Origin of the sequence: Paenibacillus sp. FSL H7-0714, from assembly GCF_038003765.1 — a bacterium.
Classification (GTDB): domain Bacteria; phylum Bacillota; class Bacilli; order Paenibacillales; family Paenibacillaceae; genus Paenibacillus_AQ.
The window spans coordinates 1923350-1942775 of sequence record NZ_JBBOPT010000001.1 but is presented as its reverse complement, the minus strand read 5'-3'; the positions used below and the strand labels follow the sequence as shown (position 1 = coordinate 1942775).

Annotated in this window: 8 protein-coding genes; 4 read left to right on the top strand and 4 right to left on the bottom strand. The window is 42.2% G+C overall.

The features are described from left to right. Positions 1-23: 23 nt before the first annotated feature. From NST34_RS08490 to NST34_RS08480, 3 genes are all read right to left on the bottom strand, one after another. Positions 24-866, bottom strand: a complete 843-nt coding sequence (locus NST34_RS08490; RefSeq protein ID WP_339269869.1) for a sugar ABC transporter permease — start codon at positions 864-866, stop codon at positions 24-26. Continuing rightward, on the bottom strand, positions 863-2176 hold the full coding sequence (locus NST34_RS08485; protein WP_042125830.1) for a sugar ABC transporter permease: 1314 nt from the start codon (positions 2174-2176) through the stop codon (positions 863-865). The genes NST34_RS08490 and NST34_RS08485 overlap by 4 nt, the downstream gene beginning before the upstream one ends. A 107-nt stretch (positions 2177-2283) precedes the next feature. Beyond that, positions 2284-3618, bottom strand: coding sequence for a sugar ABC transporter substrate-binding protein (locus NST34_RS08480; RefSeq protein ID WP_341127557.1), 1335 nt, complete (start codon positions 3616-3618; stop codon positions 2284-2286). 866 nt (positions 3619-4484) lie between these two features. Here NST34_RS08480 and NST34_RS08475 point away from each other — a divergent pair. Continuing rightward, complete coding sequence (locus NST34_RS08475; protein ID WP_076300000.1) at positions 4485-6230, top strand: alpha-glycosidase; 1746 nt, start codon at positions 4485-4487, stop codon at positions 6228-6230. 168 nt (positions 6231-6398) lie between these two features. Here NST34_RS08475 and NST34_RS08470 read toward each other — a convergent pair whose 3' ends face one another. Beyond that, positions 6399-14129, bottom strand: coding sequence for a pullulanase (locus tag NST34_RS08470; RefSeq protein ID WP_341127556.1), 7731 nt, complete (start codon positions 14127-14129; stop codon positions 6399-6401). Between the two features lie 745 nt (positions 14130-14874). On the opposite strand from NST34_RS08470, the gene NST34_RS08465 reads away from it, so the two are divergent. From NST34_RS08465 to NST34_RS08455, 3 genes are all read left to right on the top strand, one after another. After that, on the top strand, positions 14875-15921 hold the full coding sequence (locus tag NST34_RS08465; protein WP_042186323.1) for a LacI family DNA-binding transcriptional regulator: 1047 nt from the start codon (positions 14875-14877) through the stop codon (positions 15919-15921). A 223-nt stretch (positions 15922-16144) separates the two neighbouring features. Then, the gene (pgmB, locus tag NST34_RS08460; protein WP_042186321.1) at positions 16145-16801 is read left to right on the top strand and encodes a beta-phosphoglucomutase; all 657 of its coding nucleotides are present in this window, start codon (positions 16145-16147) and stop codon (positions 16799-16801) included. A 297-nt stretch (positions 16802-17098) separates the two neighbouring features. Further along, positions 17099-19417, top strand: coding sequence for a glycoside hydrolase family 65 protein (locus tag NST34_RS08455; RefSeq protein WP_076284195.1), 2319 nt, complete (start codon positions 17099-17101; stop codon positions 19415-19417). Positions 19418-19426: the final 9 nt, after the last annotated feature.

Here is a 19426-nt window from a genome sequence, read left to right as displayed (position 1 = left end):
TTCTTTAGTATGAAGCGAAATTGTTACCCCTTACTAGCTCCTGCAGTCAATCCATCAACAAGCAGACGTTGCAAGAATACAAACAAAATCATAATCGGGATAGAGATCAGAACAGCACCGGCAGAGAATAAGGTGAAGTTAGTGTTTTGGTTCGTGTTAACCATATCCCACATTCCGACCGCGACGGTCCAGTTCTCCTTTGTCCGCAAAATAAGTCTGGCGAAAATGAAATCGACCCAAGGACCGACAAACTGAGTCAGTGCCATGTAAGTGATCATAGGACGTGACAAGGGAAGAATCACTCGCATAAAGATCCCGAAATTACTCGCCCCGTCTATTCGAGCCGCCTCATCCAAAGAACGAGGAATCGTGTCGAGGAAGCCTTTGGCGATAAAGGTTCCCCCCAGCGGCGCCCCGGCTGCATAGACGATAATCAAGGCAATATGTGTATCCAGCAAATTAAACTCCTTAAGGAGCATATAAATGGCAATCATACTCATAAAACCAGGGAACATACCAAGAATCAGAACCGTAGATAACGCTGTTTTACGCGCTTTAAAACGGAATCTGGATACTGCATAACTGGTTAACAAGGTAAGAACTACACCGATAAGCATGGAGAATATAGCTATCTTCAATGTATTCGCATACCAAGTTCCAAACATATAGCTTGGTGACGTGAACAATTCTCTGTAGTGATCAAAGGTGAATTGCTCAGGGATAAACGATTTACTGTACAGTGATTTACCAGGCCGGAAGGAAGCAAACAGAATCCAGAGGGCCGGATAGAGTGCCGCTATCGACAAAGCAATCAAGATGATGTAACTACCACTTAAGCGAATAAAGTTCGCGATCTTTCTGCTCATTGGATCATATCCTCCTCTTTGAATGATTTCGTCCGGCGGTAATTGTACAGGGAGAATGAAGCAACAATGATAAAGATAATAATCCCTATTGCCGAAGCCATGTTGTTTTTATTCTGATCAAGTGTTAATTTGTATAGCCAGGTTACTAGCAAGTCCGTGGAACCGGCATATTGATAATCACCATTTACAGGACTACCGCCTGTCAATAGGAAGATCGCATTAAAGTTGTTAATGTTACCTGCGAATTGTGTAATTAAAGTAGGCGCTGTGGAGAACAATACCATTGGTAACGTAACGATACGGAACTTCTGATAACCTGATGCTCCATCCACCTCAGCGGCTTCATACATATCCCGAGGAATTGTAGTCAGTACGCCCATAATAAGTAACATCGAGACTGGAATACCAACCCACATGTTAACAATAATTACGGTAACCTTAGCCCAGAATGGATCTGTCAACCATGGTAATCCACCCATTCCAAAATACCCAAGGTATTGGTTGATGGGACCGAATTGACCGTTAAATAAATTGCGCATGAGCAGTAAAGAGATTAACTGCGGTACTGCGTAAGGTACAATCAGAATAACTCTCCACATTCCTTTGAAACGAATACCTTTTTGGCTCACCAATAAGGCTACCAATAGTCCTCCGAAATATGTAGTGATCGTCGAAAGAACTGCCCATATAATCGTCCATGTTAATACACCATAAAAAGTGTGGCTCCATGTTTTGAGAACTAATAAATTTCGGAAAGTCTGAAATCCAACCCAGTCAACCAATTTAGCGGGTGGAAGATGATCAGGTGCGGAATAGTTCGTAAACGCCAGCAGGATCATGAAGATGATTGGCATGATCGTAAAGAATAGAACACCAATACCCGGCAAGACCAAGAACGTCTGAGCGAACTTATAATCCAGTATATAGCGAACACTTTGTTTAAAGGTGTTTGCCTGAAGACCGTTATCGCGTTTCTCTCCAGTCTTATAAGCATCTTTAATGTTCAAATACCAAGCGAGGATTATGATGATAAGCATTAGAATGGTGATCAAGCTTTGAATCAAAATATAAATCGAGTGATCCCCAGCTACCATCTTAGCGATGCCTTTTACTTTTACCAAACGGCTAGGGTTCTCTCCTAGTGTGACAAAACCCCATAAAGCAGTAGCAAGATTCTGAATAAAATAATAAACAGCGGCGGCTTCTACAACTAAAAACATGATTCCTTTGATGAATTGGCGGTTATATATTTGTCCCAATCCCATGAAAATCGTCGACAGTACTGCGGCCCTCGTGCGATGTCGCTGCATTTCGCTTCCGTTCTCCTCTCCGAGTGAAAATAAGAAGCTGCCCTCCGCTAAACATGCGACGGGCAGCTTGATTCACTGTATGCTGTTAAGACTGTGATTTATGATCCTTATTGCGATGAACTGTTGTTCAAATCTTTGATTTGTTGAACGGCTTTGTCCATTGCTGCTTTTGGATCCACATTTTTATCCCAAATTTCTGGAAGCGCTGCATTTACAGGGCTCCAAACGTTACCCATTTCAGGGATAGAAGGCATTGGCTGGGAACTCTTAGCTTGTGCTGCAAAAGCGGATACGAATGGATCATTAACGATTTGTGGATCAAGAAGCGCTTCGTTGTTTGTAGGAACAGAACCGATCGTTTTGTTCAATAACAATTGAGCGTCTTTGCTTGATGCAAAATGAGCGTACAATTTAGCAGCATTCGGATATTGAGTAAACGAGTTAACTGCGAAAATTTTGATACCAGAGAATGTAATAGCTGTTTTGCCATTTACTGTAGGGATCGGTGCGATACCAAGGTTATCTCCAAGAGCTGCTTTGTATCCTCCAAGCTCCCAAGGACCAGTAATATCCATCGCTACATCACCTGAGTTGAACAAGCTGCGTTTGATGTCACTATTGATATCTCCGCTCTTAATTGGCAATGCTTCTTTCATTTTCACAAATTCTTTAAGTCCTGCAACAGCTCCTTCATTAGCAAGTCCGATGTCATCTTTATCTGTACCGTCCTTACCGAATAGATATCCACCATCAGAAGCGATAAACATGTAGTTGAAGTACAGGTTTCCTACTTCCCACATAATTCCGTATCTGTTCTTGGATTTATCTGTGAATGTTTTGCTGAAAGCAAGAACATCGTCGAAAGACTTAGGTGCTTCTTTAACGAGTGATTTATTGTAGAACAATGCATAAGTTTCTGCTGCTCTTGGGTAGCCATACAATTCGCCATCGTACGAAGATCCGATAATTGAAGCTTCAGTATTGCTAGCTTTTGTTTCTTCACCGAAGACGTCATTAGGAAGAACCAAGCTCGCACTTGCCGCTTTACCTAAGTTGTCGTGAGGGATAAGAACAACGTCTGCTGCTAATCCTGAAGGACCATCTTGCGTAAGTTTAGTTACTTGATCTGGTGGTGCCAACTCTTCAATCTTAACTGGAACGTTATATTTTGCTGTGAACTGCTTAGCAATTTCATCTGCGAATGGTCTTTCTTCCTTACTTTCCCATACAACTAGTGTCGCTCCATCTTCAGGTACAATTTCTTCTGTTGCTGCTGCATCTGTGGTCTCTGGCGCTGCAGTCTCTGTAGTGTTGTTAGCAGCATTAGTAGCTTTTGCTGCATTGTTTCCCCCGGCATTCCCATTGTTGCTCGAACCACACGCTGTAACGGACAGTGCCATAGAGACAGCAGCGGTGATAACCATCACTTTTTTTAACTTCATTACTTTAACCCCTCCCAATTTTAAAAAAGCATAAGATGATAAAATAGTAGAGCAAGAAATTTGCGCAAACGATTTCAGAAAAGCTAAAAAAAAAGTTATTCTTTTAGCTCGCTCCTTCTTGAGCTGCATTTCGCAGTGCAAGAAAGCGCTTCATTCATGAATACATCATACAACAGTATCGTTTGTTTTTAAAAACGTTTGCACATACCATATTTGACCATTTTCCATTAATTGATAAACACTATAGGCATTTATCTCCATTTTTCACATGATATCTTTTAATTAGTCGATTATTCATGTGTTTAAAAATGGAATTACTATTTTATTTGCCCCTGATATACCACAAATTCACTTTTCCAGTAGATTTACAATTATCGGGCAGTAGAAACGCTCATATACTCAAGTGAAAATTTGTGCAATGGTTTGAACAAGAGTATTGAAAGCCCTTTTATTCCATGCTATAATCCAAATCGTTAAGAGGCAACCCAACATGAATCATTGCATCTATTGTCTGCCTCCTGTTCTATATAACTAAAAGGCAATGTTACTTATGAAAGGTACAACCTCGGACAAGCTACTTCGCGGCGGTTGTGCCTCTTTGTTATGTGCAAGTTTGTCTCATCATTTGCGCATGTTGCATAAAAAACTGTGCAACCAATAACAATAGCGACATTCTAAAACCCACGCGCTGTGGTGAATGGTTCGGGAAAGTATCGCTCACACAACTTAAGCGTATACTTTCGAGTTAATTTTGCCGAAGCTGCTCAGGGAAGTATCGCTTACAAAACTAAGCATATGCTTTCGAAGTAGTTTTGCCGAAGCTGGTCAGGGAAGTATCGCTTACAAAACTTTAGGAGGACTTATTCATGTTACTGGAAGCTGTGTACCATCGCCCGCGGTTAAATTGGTCTTATGCCTATAATGAGAGTACGATTCACTTGCGTCTCCGCGCTAAAAAAGGGGATTTAACAGAAGTATTTGCTTTTGCAGGGGATAAGTACACTTGGGATACCACGAAAGAGCTAATTCCCATGACCCTCTTCACCTCTGATGCTATGTTCGATTATTGGGAATGTGCTTCAGTTCCCATCTATCGCCGATTGAAATACGGATTCTTACTGCAAAAGGATAACGAGAAAGTTTGGATGACCGAAAATGATTTTCAAACGAACCGGCCAGAAAATCCAAACAAGCTTTTCGAGTTCCCATTTATTAACCCTGTTGATGTGTTCACTCCACCTGCCTGGGTAAAGGATGCTGTTTTCTATCAGATCTTCCCTGAACGCTTTGCAAATGGCGACCCTAGCCTTGATCCAAAAGATGTTCAGCCATGGGGAGCAGAGCCAACACCAACCAACTTTTTTGGCGGCGATCTGCAAGGGGTTATTGATCATCTGGATCATCTTAACGAGCTTGGCATCAATGCTATTTATTTCACACCACTCTTCACTGCAACTACTAATCATAAATACGATACAGAAGATTACATGAAAGTTGATCCGCATTTCGGGGATATTGCAACGTTAAAAAAACTCGTCGAACTCTGCCATAAACGTGGTATTCGTGTGCTGTTAGACGCAGTATTCAATCACTCCGGTGGAACCTTCGCTCCATTTTTAGATGTTCAGGAAAAGGGAGAAGACTCCATTTACAAAGACTGGTTCCATATTCGTGAGTTTCCGCTTCAAGTTGTAAACGGGATTCCTACTTATGATACTTTTGCCTTTGAACCACATATGCCAAAGCTTAATACCGAACATCCTGAAGTTAAAGAGTACTTACTAAAGGTCGCTGAATTCTGGATTACAGAAGTTGGAATCGATGGTTGGCGCCTCGACGTAGCCAATGAAGTAGATCATGATTTCTGGCGTGAATTCCGCAAGGTGGTAAAGCGCGCTAATCCGGAGGCCTACATCCTTGGAGAAATCTGGCATGAGTCTGCTCCGTGGCTGGAGGGTGATAAATTCGATGCCGTCATGAACTATCCCTTCACTGATGCTGTCTTAGACTTTTTTGTTCATGGTAACCTTGATGCAGAGGGGTTTGCCAACTCTATTGGTAGACAGTTATCGCGCTACCCACTGCAAGCAAGTGAAGTTGCCTTCAATCTGTTAGATAGTCATGACACTCCACGCTTACTTACGCTGGCTGCTGGGGACAAAAATAAAATGCGATTAGCTGCACTATTCCAGTTCACCTTTATGGGTACTCCTTGTATCTATTATGGCGACGAGTTCGGAATGGACGGTGAAGGTGATCCAGGTTGTCGTAAATGCATGGAGTGGAACCCTGAGAAGCAGGATCGTGATCTGTTCGAATTCTACCGTCAGCTCATTCAAATCCGCAATGAGCAACCTGCACTTCGTACGGGGACATTTACTTTCTTAGAGGCAGGTCGACAAGGCAGTAAGATAGCCTATGAGCGCCGATTGGATCTTGAGACTATAGTTGTACTGATCAATAGCGAAGAGACCGCCCAAACGTTCCGTATTGACGTAGACGAGCGAAATTGGGAGAACTTGTTCACGGCCGATACAGTGCGTGCTGAGCGTGGCAAGCTGAACGTGAAGATGCCTGCTTATGGTTTCGCTATACTTAAAGCAATCAACTAGATTTAAATGCCTTTGGCCGTATAAAACATAACAAAACAGGGTATCTCACTAGCTATGATAGCTGTGGGATACCCTGTTTTCTATTAGAGATGACTAAGAATGACTGTCACATTACTAGCCAATTACTAATACTTCGGTGCACTAACAATCAGCACACCGAAGTCCAATTTACTTGCTCAGTAGTGTATAAATAATCTGTGCGCTTTCGGCGCGGGTCATCCACCCTTTTGGAGCAAATTGATTGTTCTCTCTGCCTTGGAGAAGCCCTAGACCTGCTGCTGTCTTCACGTAGCTATCTGCCCACTTGCTAATGCTAGATGCATCTGCAAATGTCGTGACACCCACTGCTGGTTCGATCTTCTTACCAGACTTCACTTCAAGCGCACGGATCACCATGATAGCCATTTCCTCACGGGTAATGGAAGCATTCGGCGCAAAAGTATCCTTGCTTCGACCACTAACAATGCCCAGCTTAGACGCTGTTGCTACGTATGATGAATACCATGCATCTGACTTGATATCAGTAAATTGAACTGGTCCTTCCGCATTTAAACCAAGTGCACGAACTAGTAATGCGGTAAATTCCGCACGACTAACATTGCTCTTCGGATTAAATTCGGTTGTCGTAACCCCTGAAATAATTTGTTTTGCAGCAAGAGACTGAATGGCATGGAATGCCCAATAAGTAGTTGGAACATCCTTAAACGACTTCACAATCTCAAGTACGGCATATTTACTAAAGTGCGTGACTTGTGTGGATATCACGTCTCCCTTCAGCTGTCCACCTACGTACTCAAGCTCGCCATTATCTCCTAAATAGTAAATCCCCAATAGATCTTTATTCGATTGACCTTTAATCTTAAACGATATTGTGATTGGCTCATCGAACTTCTTAACTACAATCCGGGTACCATCTTTCTTCAGAACGCTAAGTCTCAGTTCAAACACATCGGAAAGCGAAGTTACGGTCCCCACCTCTTTGTTTAAACCATCGACTAATGCTTTTGTAGCAGACTGGACCAATGGTTTCAGCTCCAACAGGATATGAGCACCTTCCGTATCCACACCTGAAGCTAAACTTGGTATTGTGCTTAACAGTTTGTTAGGGATAGTAACCAATAGATCCCCCACTTTAAATACTAGATCATTAGATCCCAATGTTTTTGCTGCTTGCAACGGTAACAATACCGCTGTCTTACCTGCAGCAATAACAATCTCTACCTTACCCTCTTTCACGTTCTTTAAGCTATCCTCACTGACAACTTGCATATCAGCAGGAGTTGTTGGGCTAACTGCCACGCTTCCAGAAGTTGGTGAATTTGTTACTTCAGGCGACGGCGTTGGTATTGGTGTTACTTCTGGTGTCACTGTTGGTGTCGGTGTTGCTTCTGGCGACACTGTTGGTGTTGGTGTTGTTTCTGGTGTCTTCGTTGGTGTTGGCGTTGCTTCTGGTGTCTTCGTTGGTGTCGGTGTTGCTTCTGGCGACACTGTTGGTGTCGGGGTTGCCTCTGGTGACGCCGTTGGTGTTGGTGTCGGTGTTACATCCGATGCCTCTACCAGAATAACCGTACCCCCATCATCTCTACCTGGTAGATCAATGATTACTTTTTGATCTTCGGATACCGTGTATGTTTTACCGCTGTACTCATCCTTTACAGATGAACTGGCAGCAAACGGTACCGGAATCGTTGCGGATTCCTCACTTGTCTTAGTGTTAATAACCGTCACGACGTTCTCATTATCGTAAGACTTATTGAAGGCTAAATAACCTAAATCATCTGAACCTGCCAGCTTCGTGCGCGTACCTTTGGAATACACTTTGGAGTATTTTGCACGGATATTCAACAGCTTCTGATAATGATCATGAAGTGGCTTTTCTGCAGTCAACTGATCCCAAGGCATGTCTTTACGGTTCTCGCTGAACTCACCTTTAGACATGTCTCCTGCATTTTTGCCCGATTTCCCCAGTTCTTCTCCGTAGTAAATGACTGGCTGTCCCTTGGCTGTGATTTGCAGAGCGGCTGCGATTTTCAGCTTGCCTTTATCTCCATCCACATAATTAGACAAGAAGCCATCCTCATCATGACTACTCAGGAATTGAGCCATCATCTTCGTGTTATCAATCTTTAACTCTCGTTCCTGCAAATAGGAATCAACACTGTTAACTTTACCATCAGTAAAGTCTTTCGCAGCATCATTAAATCCAAAATCGAGCAGTCCGTCCATCTGGCCTGTTTCGAGCATTCCACCATTGCTATCAATGGTTCCGCCAAAGTATTCACCGGTCATTTTGAAGTTTGGATCAATTGAAGTCAGTGCATTTTTAAATGCTTTCCAAGTTGTATCTTCTACATGTTTGACTGTATCCACACGGAAATAGTCAATCGTATCTCCACGTTCCGTCCGAGCGTTATCTAACCACCCTGTTTGCCAAGCGATAATTTTTTCACGAACGGCTGGATCTTCCGTTTTGAAATCCGGCAATCCTGCAAGCTCGCCTTTGATTGGATCTGTATCCGCGGATACACCATCCGTACGAAGCATTCCTTCAAAACGTGCTTTATCCTCAGCTGTAATCGTCGGCTCTTTATCCTCAGCCTTTAAACCGTAGCCCGTATGATTGAGTACAACGTCGACCATGATCTTGATGCCCTTGTCATGTGCCTTTTCGATCAATTCCTTGAAGGTCTCCATATCACCAAGATGCTCGTCGAGCTTTGTAAAATCCTTGGCCCAATAGCCATGATATCCGTATTGTTTGAAGCCATCACCTTTATTAAAATCAATATTATCTACAATTGGCGTAATCCAAAGCGTGTTAATACCAAGTTCTTGCAAATAATCGAGATTGTCGATCATTCCTCGGAAATCACCACCGTGGTATGCTTCCAGTTGATCTTTATCTACATTCTCATTATTTGTTGGATCTCCGTCTTTGAAGCGGTCTGTAAGCGCGAAGTATATACGAGCCTCATCCCAATCAAAATCCAGCTTATCACCTGTGTAGGTTCTCGCTTTTACCTCGAGTTTAGCATTTTCTTTATGTGAATTTCCATACTGGTCCACGAGCGTAATCGGAATATTTTTGATCCCCGCTGACACCGTGTCCTTCACAGCAACTGTCTGTTTCATCAGCCCCGTATCCAGCTTAACTTTGCTTGGTCCACCAAGATTGGTTAAATCCATGTATCCCTCTGAATATGTTACCTCCTCTGAAGTCACTACATTGATGGTTACAACCGCATTCTGATTAGATGTAACTGCTTCCGGATTCACGGATGTCGTAATCTTAACGTCAGGAATATGATACACAACAATAGATTCATCATTGACTGTATTCTTAGGATCTGTAAATTCAGTAGTGATTCCGTTTTTCGTGATCAAGAACGTATACTTATACGTACCTTCTACTAAATCAGTCAACGTGTAAGTGAACCACTCGTTAGCGGAATCATAAACCATTGGATATGTTTTTCCATTCACTTTTACTTTTGCAGCTGTGATCCCATCCATATTTCCATTACGGAACAAGGCATCATCGCGATATCTAAAAGTAATCGTTCCATCCTTAAGGATAGGACCGCTAATACTTGGTTTGATATCAAACTCCTTCACCCCGCTAGTAACGTTCACTTTAGTGAATAATTCACCAGGCGTCAGCGGAATGATACGGTCATCCCCGTATGCATCCTTATACTTCCAAGGATCATCCCCTTCACCTTTACGAATGACGAACCCTACACTTGTCGCATTCTCAGCAACCTCAATCAAAACACTCGCTGTGCCATTCTTAAAGGTTGTAAAATCAATCTGATCATTTTTAACTCCTGTATTCCAGACCCAGATGTTCCAATCCTTATAATCCTTATCACTACGATTATAGGTAAATTGGACATATCTCTTATCAGTAACCTTTACGGTAACAGTTGTAGAAATACCGCCATAAGTGATGGTAATTACAGCTGTTCCATTACCAATTGCCTTCACTTGACCTTTATTGGTTACTGTAGCCACTTCAGGCTTATTGGAAGTATAAGTAGCCAATTGCGTAACATTTCTTCTGCTGTTGTCGTCGTACTTCGCAAAAACAGCTGTTTGATGCGTATTGCCTGCTGCCAGCGTGTAGCTTGCACTATCGGTCTCTATAGAAGTAAGCGTAGCGGCTTCAGCTTCCATTTTGATAATTACTGCAGTCAAAGGATCTAGCTTGATTGAATTAGCATTTAAAATGAAACCACTCTGTTGACTAACCGCAGTAACACCAGCTTCATCATTGTCAACAAGCACCTGACCACTCGTCAAATCCTCCGATAAAGTCAGAGTTCTAGCTGTGCTATCGCCATTCATGAAGACATAATAGATACCTGTGCCATCAGTAGCTTTGTTTGAATAGCCAATGACAAGATCATCGGTCTTCATTTCTGGTGCAGGAATTAGGTTAACATTGGAATCAACCAGATCCTTGTCGCCCAATCGGAATGCATCGGTAGACTTTCTCAATTCCATCAGACCTGACGTATATTTTCTTGTCGTATTCTGTACTGGGAATTGTGATTCATCCGTTGCTTTAGTCCAATCAAACATGTTGACAGCATCCGAAGAATCATACGAATCATGAATAAAATAACCAAAGGATTTGCCTTCACTATCAAACATTTCAGTGTATTTATCCTGAGGAATCGAAGTGCTATTCCATTGCTTGGTACGCCCATATTCCTGGCCTGCATGAATGAAGGCAGTGCCTTGGGAGGTTAGAACAAGCATGTTTCCAAGTCTAATCCGTTTCTGGATTTCAAGCTCATTCTTCTCAATAGCAGGATCTTTCTTGATCGTTTGTGCAATAACATCGTGCAGCGTCAGGTTATCATGCGCTTCGATGTACGGAACGATATCACCTGGATCATCAGCAGGCGTATTTGAGGGCTCCGCCTTAATATTGTTAAAGATTGTCGCTATTGGACGCGCTCCGCCTGTAATAAATCTAGGTTGACCTTCGGAACCATATCCAGATTTCAATTCATTACGGAATTCATCAGAGAAAACACCGACGCTATCCGTTTTATCCATCCAGTCCTGATCTGCCCCTTTTCCAGCAAGGGAAGGATCGGCTGCGGCACCGCCGAATGTTCTCCAGCCTTCACCGATAAAAAGTGCCTTCGGATTAATTTCTGCCGCGGCATCATAAGCATTCTGAACAGCCTCCGCTGTCGCATCGCCCATCATATCCCAGCGCATTCCATCTATCTTGTACTCTTCAAACCAGTATTTCACGGAATCAACCATCAACTTCTCAGCCATTTTATGGTTAGTGGCCAGATTGTTTCCGAAACCTCCGATAAAGTTGCCATTTGCATCTTGGAACGCGTAGTAATTAGGTACGATGTCGTTTAAGAATTCTTTTTTAGCCATATGTGTGTACACTACATCCAGAATGACACCCATTCCAGCTTCATGTACGGAGTCAATCAAACCTTTTAATTCTTTAATCCGTGCCTCAGGATCAGCAGGTTTCTGCGAATAAGCACCATCTGGAGAGAAGTAGTTGTGAGGATCATATCCCCAGTTGTATTCATTGTTTTTAGCGGAATATTCTGTTTCTCTAGTCCCCATCTTCGTCTCATCCCCGTAATACCAAGCCATTACAGGAAGTAATTGAATATGAGTTACACCGAGAGATTTAATATAATCGAGCTTCTTTTCAAAAGCGCTATAAGAGCCCCATCTTTCGCCACTCAGACTATCTTCGATCGATACATCGGATGTAAAGTCTCTGACGTGGACTTCATAAATGATTGCGTCCTCGCGTTTTTCGTAGCCTTTAATATCAGCATAACCAAAGGTATCCGGGTTCGTCTGTCTTAAATCAACGATAGCCGCTTTACCGACTGTATCCCCGCCAGCACCAGCTGCACCTGTGGTATCCATAGTAAATACCGCCATTGATTTAGCATAAGGATCAAGGACCTTATTGGTTACACCGTCATTCGTCACTTCATATTGATAAAAGAATCCTCTTACATCGTTTGTAGTCGTGCCTGTCAAATCAGTCGGCTTCAAATCAACCGACCAGACTCCTTGCTCACCGCTCGTTAAGTCAACACTGCCCACAAGCACGTTGGAGTCATTCTTATCGTACACATTTACGACAACCGAGCTAGCTTTAGGAGCCCACAATTTTAACGTGGCTGTTTTGTCAGCGTTGTACGTAGCCCCTAGATCATCTCCTGTATAATTGTACATTTCATCAAGCATTCTCCAACCACTAGCCGCAGAGACCGTTTTGCCTGAATAAGTAACGCTAAGCGGAACTTTATCCAGATCAAAGGCTTTTGTATCAACTTCAATTGAAGTTTTGCTAGTAATGGTTACAGCCGATACAGGAATAGCAACACCGTCTTTATCTTTAACGGTAATCTCATTCTTCAATGCTGCTGCATCCAAGCCGTCAGTTAACGTGAAGCCAAGAAGGATTTTGCTCGTCGACAACACTTCAGCAGATACTAAACCGATAGGTGTTTCACCAAATGGTGAAACATATACATTGTTGTCTCCTTCTTTTATCCACAGCTGGTTGTAACGATCCAGTAGAGTAAATCCTTTGTCACCGCCGTCTTTATTATCGCCATTCAACGGGTTCACTACGAGAAACCCAATTTTTTTTGCAGCTTCTTTCAATGGAATATCAATATAAGCACCAAAGCGACCTACTTGATCGGCTTGGAATGGAATTGCATCTTTAGGCCAATCCTTAAGTGAAACTGCTACATCTTCCCACAACCATAATCCATACTGACTTTGATTGGAATCTGATCTCATATAATGGATCCGAACGGTATTTGCCGGAAGCTTAACCGGTTCATAAGGCGTAACTACATCAGAGCCTTCTGTGATCCATACTTCATTAGTTTGTGGAGTATTAATCGAGAAGTTCTTATCTCCTCCATCTTTAGCACCACTTGCACGCTGAAGTGCGATGAATGAGATTTTCTTAGCCCCATCCTTAATCGGCACATCAACATATGCACCATAAGAATCCATTTGTCCTTCAGGGAAAGGGGTCGCACCCATAGCCCAATTATCAGAAGGATTTACAACATCACCCCATAACCACAATCCCTTATCAGTGTAATCACTAGCTTTGTAGTGAACACGAATGTGCCCTGCTGGAACTGGTGTAACCTCTACAGGTTCAGTAGGGATTTTATATTCTGCGGTCACACTGTGATCTGCAGTATTGTACTTGAAGGTTACCTTAAGATCTAACGGTAGGCTCAACGCTAGATCGCTTTCTGGATAAGACATATCCTCTGCTTCTGTGGCTCCTGGAACAGAAACCTTATATGTGTAATCTCCCTGCGGCACAGTAACAACTGTACTGTACACACCATCAAAATCAGGATCTGATAACGTGGACAATGCCTCTGCTGGCAGGTTCCCTGTCAATTTAGGCGTAATTGGCGTGTAATACGTAGAATCAGCTATTTTATGAGTGATGTCATTATAATAAAAGGTTACAGTCGTTTCTGTTTCTAGCTTGATGTGGATATCGCCTTTATTATTAACTCCATTAGGATTGGTGTAATTTCCGTAGCCATAACTCTCATCAAAACTATCGTTCAGAGCAACCTTATAATTATATTCTCCTGCTGGCAGAGTCCCAGTAAAAGAATACAACCCATTGTCTGAGTAAGTCATTTGGGTGACTACTGATGTCTCATCCCAATCCTTGCCGGGATTTTCCGCCCCAGTAGAAATAAACTGTGATTGCAAATCACCGACCAAAACTACCTTTGTCGTTTGTGCTGAAACCTTAACTGGGTGTAAGCCAAGACTGGAGAACACAAGAGCAACGATCATGAAGATCGCGAACGTCCTCTTACCCCATAAATTTATTTTCATTTTTGTAAAACCTCCCATAATTATGAATTCCCTTTGTGCAAGCGGATACATAATTTCTCGAACCCCGCCAATTATTCTGAGGTTATGAAATCATGCGTCTTCCTTCTGTGGTTGGAGAAGGTCTATGTGTGCGGCTCGTCAAACCAGATTAACAGCATCACCATCCTTATCAAAGTAAAAGAACATCACAAAAATCATGAAATCAGTGCAAACGTTTGCAATAAGTCGTGCACAAACCTAAGTACATAAAATTCATTCCTTAACACAACTGATATCGATCCAAAATCGCCCAATGTAAACGCTTGCTATATTTTGATTTACATACTAATGCTGTATTTATGGTATTGTCAACCAGTATTTTTATGTGTTTAACGAACTCAAATTATCATAAAAGTAAAAATAAAGAAAAGTAAACCTGATAATCCCATTTAGGATTTATCCCTTTTTTTGAATGTCTCTCTAATTCCATTCCTCGAATCGAATTGTTCCAAAAAATTTAAGCCACACGTTTGCATTTACGAAATGCTCCTTTCAAAGAAATCGGATATCTTTTATACATATTAAGTTCAATCTTGCTAAATCATTCATACTTTTTTGGTGAAAACAAACAATTTTACACATAAATTTCTAATACTCTTTCCAAAAGTAGCAATATTGCCCTTCCAAATGACTTTATCTATTTACAATTTAGAACTCTTAGATTAATATTACTGTGTAAAGCAAACGGTTCCATAAGGAGGTTTCTATGACAGTTACCATTAAGGATGTGGCCAAGAAAGCGGGAGTATCTCCCTCCACGGTATCCCGGGTATTGTCCAATCACCCCAGAATCAGCCTGGAAACTTCCCGCAAGGTCAAAGCTATTATGGAAGATATGGGCTATACACCTAACATGATGGCTAAGAGTCTAGTGTCGAAAACTACAAATAGCATATGCTTCAGTCTTCCTAAACCAGCTGAAGAGCTGTTCTCAAATCTATTTTTTATGGAATTAATCCGAGGGATCGTTACACAAGCTAGCCGTTCCGGCTACGACGTGTTAATTAGCTCCGGAGCAAACGAGAAGGAAGAATTGGAAGCCGTTTCAAGACTTCTAAAGGGTCGTCGAGTAGATGGTGTTATTCTGCTTTACTCTCGTACAGATGATGCTGTTATTGATTTTCTAGAGAGTAACGATTATCCATTCGTACTGGTAGGCCGAAGTGATCGATATGAGAATATTTTATCTGTCGATAACGATAATGTGATGGCAGCATATGATGCTACTAACCACCTCATTTCAATGGGTCATGAACGTATTGGCTTCGTAAGTGGACCGCCTAATCTAATTGTTTCTCGCGATCGTCTCGCAGGATACCGTAAAGCATTGCTGAATAGCGGTCTTGAAATGCGTGATGAATGGATTGTAGAAGGTGAATTTCTACAGGATAGCGGATATAGAGCGATGTCTTTTTTCATGAATTTGCCTAATCGGCCTACTGCTCTAGTTGCAGTGGATGATATGGTATCGTTCGGAATTTTACGCGGATTGAATGAACTGAAATACAAAGTGCCTGACGATCTCGCTATTGTGAGCTTTAACAATATTCCATTATCTGAATTATCCAGCCCTCCGATCAGTAGTATTGATATTGGAATTTATCATCTTGGCTACACTGCATCTCAGGTACTTATCCAGAATATCAAGAGTCCGAATCACGATGCTGGTTATACAAACCGATTTGTTATTCCACATCGCTTGATCGTGAGAGAGTCATCCATGTACTCTCATGCTAAGAACAAAACCGAATGAATAAGTGAAGCGATCAACGCTTCATTTATTTTTTGAAAATCTGTACAAACGTTTGCGCTAAATTACTAAAACTTCTTGATCCAGTTCTTTTCAGGGTGAATAATCGAATCTGAGGTTAAGATAAACTTAACATCTTTAGCAAAGCTTATACGAATTGAAAGCAAATTCAGATACGATTACCCAATGGATCACGATACTGTCACAAATTTTAGGAGGTACTACAATGACTGAAATTAAAGCCTGCTTGTTCGATTTGGATGGTGTTATCGTTGATACTGCCAAATACCATTATATCGCATGGAAAGAGCTTGCAGATGGATTAGGGTTTCTCTTCACAGAACAAGATAACGAACGCCTTAAAGGAGTCAGCAGAACTGCCTCGCTAAATATTTTGCTGGAAATCGGCGGACTAACTATCGATGAAGAAGAGAAAGCTAAGCTTGCGGAACAAAAGAATAATCGATATGTCGAATATATTGCGAAAATGGACAGCTCAGAGATTCTGCCAGGTGCGCTTGACTTTCTGAAAGAGTGCCGTGAAAATGGCATCAAAGTTGCCCTCGGTTCTGCTAGTAAGAACGCAATGACGATATTAAATAATACCGGATTGACCCCTTACTTTGATGCAATCATCGATGGCACACACACAAGTGCTGCTAAACCTGATCCGGAAGTTTTTCTTTTAGGAGCTAAAGCACTTGGCGCTGATCCTAAACACTGTGTTGTCTTCGAAGATGCAGAAGCAGGAATTGAAGCTGCGTCGCGTGCTGGAATGTTCAGCGTTGGTATTGGTTCACCGGAAACGCTCAATGCGGCGAACATCGTCGTTCCATCGCTCGCTCATATGAGTGTGTCACAACTCAAAAAATCTTTTGCTTAAAGTCTAACGAACATTAATCAACTGAAAGTGTTAATGTGATTCGCCCTGCTGCATTCCACTTATAAATGAAATATGTATATCTAGAGGTACGCTTGAAGTGGAGATGGCGAAAGGATTGTGTAGAAGCGCTAGCGTTCGCCTTTGTCCCCAGATGCTCACCTTTAATTCTTCAAATTTAAGCATCTGGGGACAACAGCGATCGTAACAACCTTTCGCCAGCGGAGCGACTCACAAGCACCAAAGTAGAGATATAGTTCATTATATATCCCCACAACATATTTAAAGGAGCCGGTTATCGTGAAACAATATTTAACAATTGATGAATGGTCCATTATTGAAGAATCCTTTGATCCACAGACACAAGAAATCTCTGAAAGTGTATTTAGCCTTGGCAACGGATTTATGGGTGGTCGAGCTAATTTTGAAGAGCAATACAGTGGAAGTAGCCTACAAGGCAGCTACATGGCTGGCGTGTACTATCCTGACAAAACACGGGTCGGCTGGTGGAAGAACGGCTATCCTGAATATTTTGCTAAAGTACTGAACAGCACAAACTGGATCGGTATTAACATCGACATTGAAGGAACTCCTTTAGACCTGGCAAAATGTACGGTTTCCGATTTCCGTCGTGTTCTTAACATGAAGGAAGGTACGCTTTCCCGTTGTTTCACTGCCACACTCGAAGATGGTAAGGAAGTTAAAGTTGAGAGTATCCGATTCGTCAGCATGACTCGTCAAGAAATCGGTGCTATTCGTTACTCCATCATTCCTGTGAATTTCTCAGGCAAGATTACGATCACTCCTTATCTCGACGGTGACGTGAAGAACAAGGATTCCAACTACGACGAGAAATTCTGGAATGAAGTTGAGAAGCAAGCAGGCACTGAAGGTGGACACCTCACCCTTAAGACTAAAAAACTCGATTTCCATGTAACCTCTGCTATGGCTTTTGATATCCTTGTCAATGGTGAGAAAGTCAACGCTGATGCTGAAGCTATTGAACAAGAGAAATATGTAGCCAGCAAAATGAATGTATCCGTACAATCTGGCGATCAAGTCGTCATTTATAAATATGTTGCTAACGTAACCTCGCGTAATCACGGTCTTGGACAATTGGTCGATGCCGCTCAAACTGCTTTGCAAGCTGCTAAGGAAGCTGGTTTTGTAACCCTTCTGACAGAACAAATAGAAGCTTGGAGAGAGAAATGGAAAGAAAGCGACATCATTATTGAAGGTGACGTTTCGGCACAGCAAGCGATTCGTTTCAATATTTTCCAGCTAAACCAAACCTACAATGGTGAAGATGACCGTCTGAACATTGGACCTAAAGGCTTTACAGGTGAAAAATACGGCGGCAGCACTTACTGGGATACAGAGGCGTATTGCGTTCCCTTCTATCTCAGTACAGCAGACTCCTCTATTGCTCGCAACCTGTTGATCTACCGTTACAAGCATTTGGAGAAGGCTAAGGAAAATGCTCGTAAGCTTGGTTTCGCAAAAGGCGCATTGTACCCAATGGTTACAATGAATGGCGAAGAGTGCCACAATGAGTGGGAAATTACATTTGAAGAAATTCACCGTAACGGTGCTATTGCTTATGCGATTTACAACTATGTGAACTACACAGGAGACAAAGCTTATCTTGGTCAATATGGCCTTGAAGTTCTGGTGGAAATCTCCCGCTTCTGGGAAGAACGTGTTCACTATGCAAATCGTAAAGACAAATACGTGATGCTTGGCGTAACGGGACCTAATGAATATGAAAATAACGTAAATAATAACTGGTACACCAACCGGATGGCTTCCTGGACTATGGAATATACCTTAGAAGCTCTGGATTATCTGAAAAAGAACGAATCCACACGCTATGCAGAACTAGTTGATAAACTAGGACTCCAAGAGAGCGAAACTGCAAAATGGAATGATATCATTGCCAAAATGTATTATCCTGCAGATGAAGAAATGGGTATCTTCTTACAACAAGATGGCTTCCTAGATAAAGAGATTATTCAAGTCAAGGATCTGGCAGCTGAGAACCTGCCGCTAAACCAAAAATGGTCTTGGGATCGTATCCTTCGTTCTTGCTTCATTAAACAAGCGGACGTTCTGCAGGGATTATATTTCCTAGGGGACCGTTACGATCTGGATACCAAAAAACGGAATTTCGACTTTTACGAGCCGATCACTGTTCATGAGTCCTCCCTATCCCCTTGTATCCACTCTATTCTAGCCAGCGAACTAGGATATAAGGATAAGGCTTATGAAATGTACCTGCGTACTTCAAGACTGGATCTTGATAACTATAACAATGATACCGAAGACGGCTTACACAGCACTAGTATGGCCGGAACTTGGATGTCAATCGTACATGGCTTTGGCGGATTACGTGTTCATGATGGCAGACTGACTCTGAGCCCATCGAACCCAGGTCACTGGACAGCGTACTCTTTCAAAATCATGTTCCGCGGCTCCCGTCTAAAAGTAAGCGTTTCGGACGCACAGGTTACGGTTACGAATGAAACTGATATTCCAGCTTCTATTACTATCTATGACAAAGAATATACCGTGAACGGACTAAGCAGCATCACTGCTGACAGCAATTCCGTCACAGTATAAACCGACACC

Bases quoted from the DNA above. Each gene is read 5' to 3' on its own strand.
- NST34_RS08465 (WP_042186323.1), top strand. From the start codon at position 14,875: ATGACAGTTACCATTAAGGATGTGGCCAAGAAAGCGGGAGTATCTCCC.
- NST34_RS08480 (WP_341127557.1), bottom strand. From the start codon at position 3,618: ATGAAGTTAAAAAAAGTGATGGTTATCACCGCTGCTGTCTCTATGGCA.
- NST34_RS08470 (WP_341127556.1), bottom strand. From the start codon at position 14,129: ATGAAAATAAATTTATGGGGTAAGAGGACGTTCGCGATCTTCATGATC.
- pgmB (WP_042186321.1), top strand. From the start codon at position 16,145: ATGACTGAAATTAAAGCCTGCTTGTTCGATTTGGATGGTGTTATCGTT.
- NST34_RS08485 (WP_042125830.1), bottom strand. From the start codon at position 2,176: ATGCAGCGACATCGCACGAGGGCCGCAGTACTGTCGACGATTTTCATG.
- NST34_RS08490 (WP_339269869.1), bottom strand. From the start codon at position 866: ATGAGCAGAAAGATCGCGAACTTTATTCGCTTAAGTGGTAGTTACATC.
- NST34_RS08475 (WP_076300000.1), top strand. From the start codon at position 4,485: ATGTTACTGGAAGCTGTGTACCATCGCCCGCGGTTAAATTGGTCTTAT.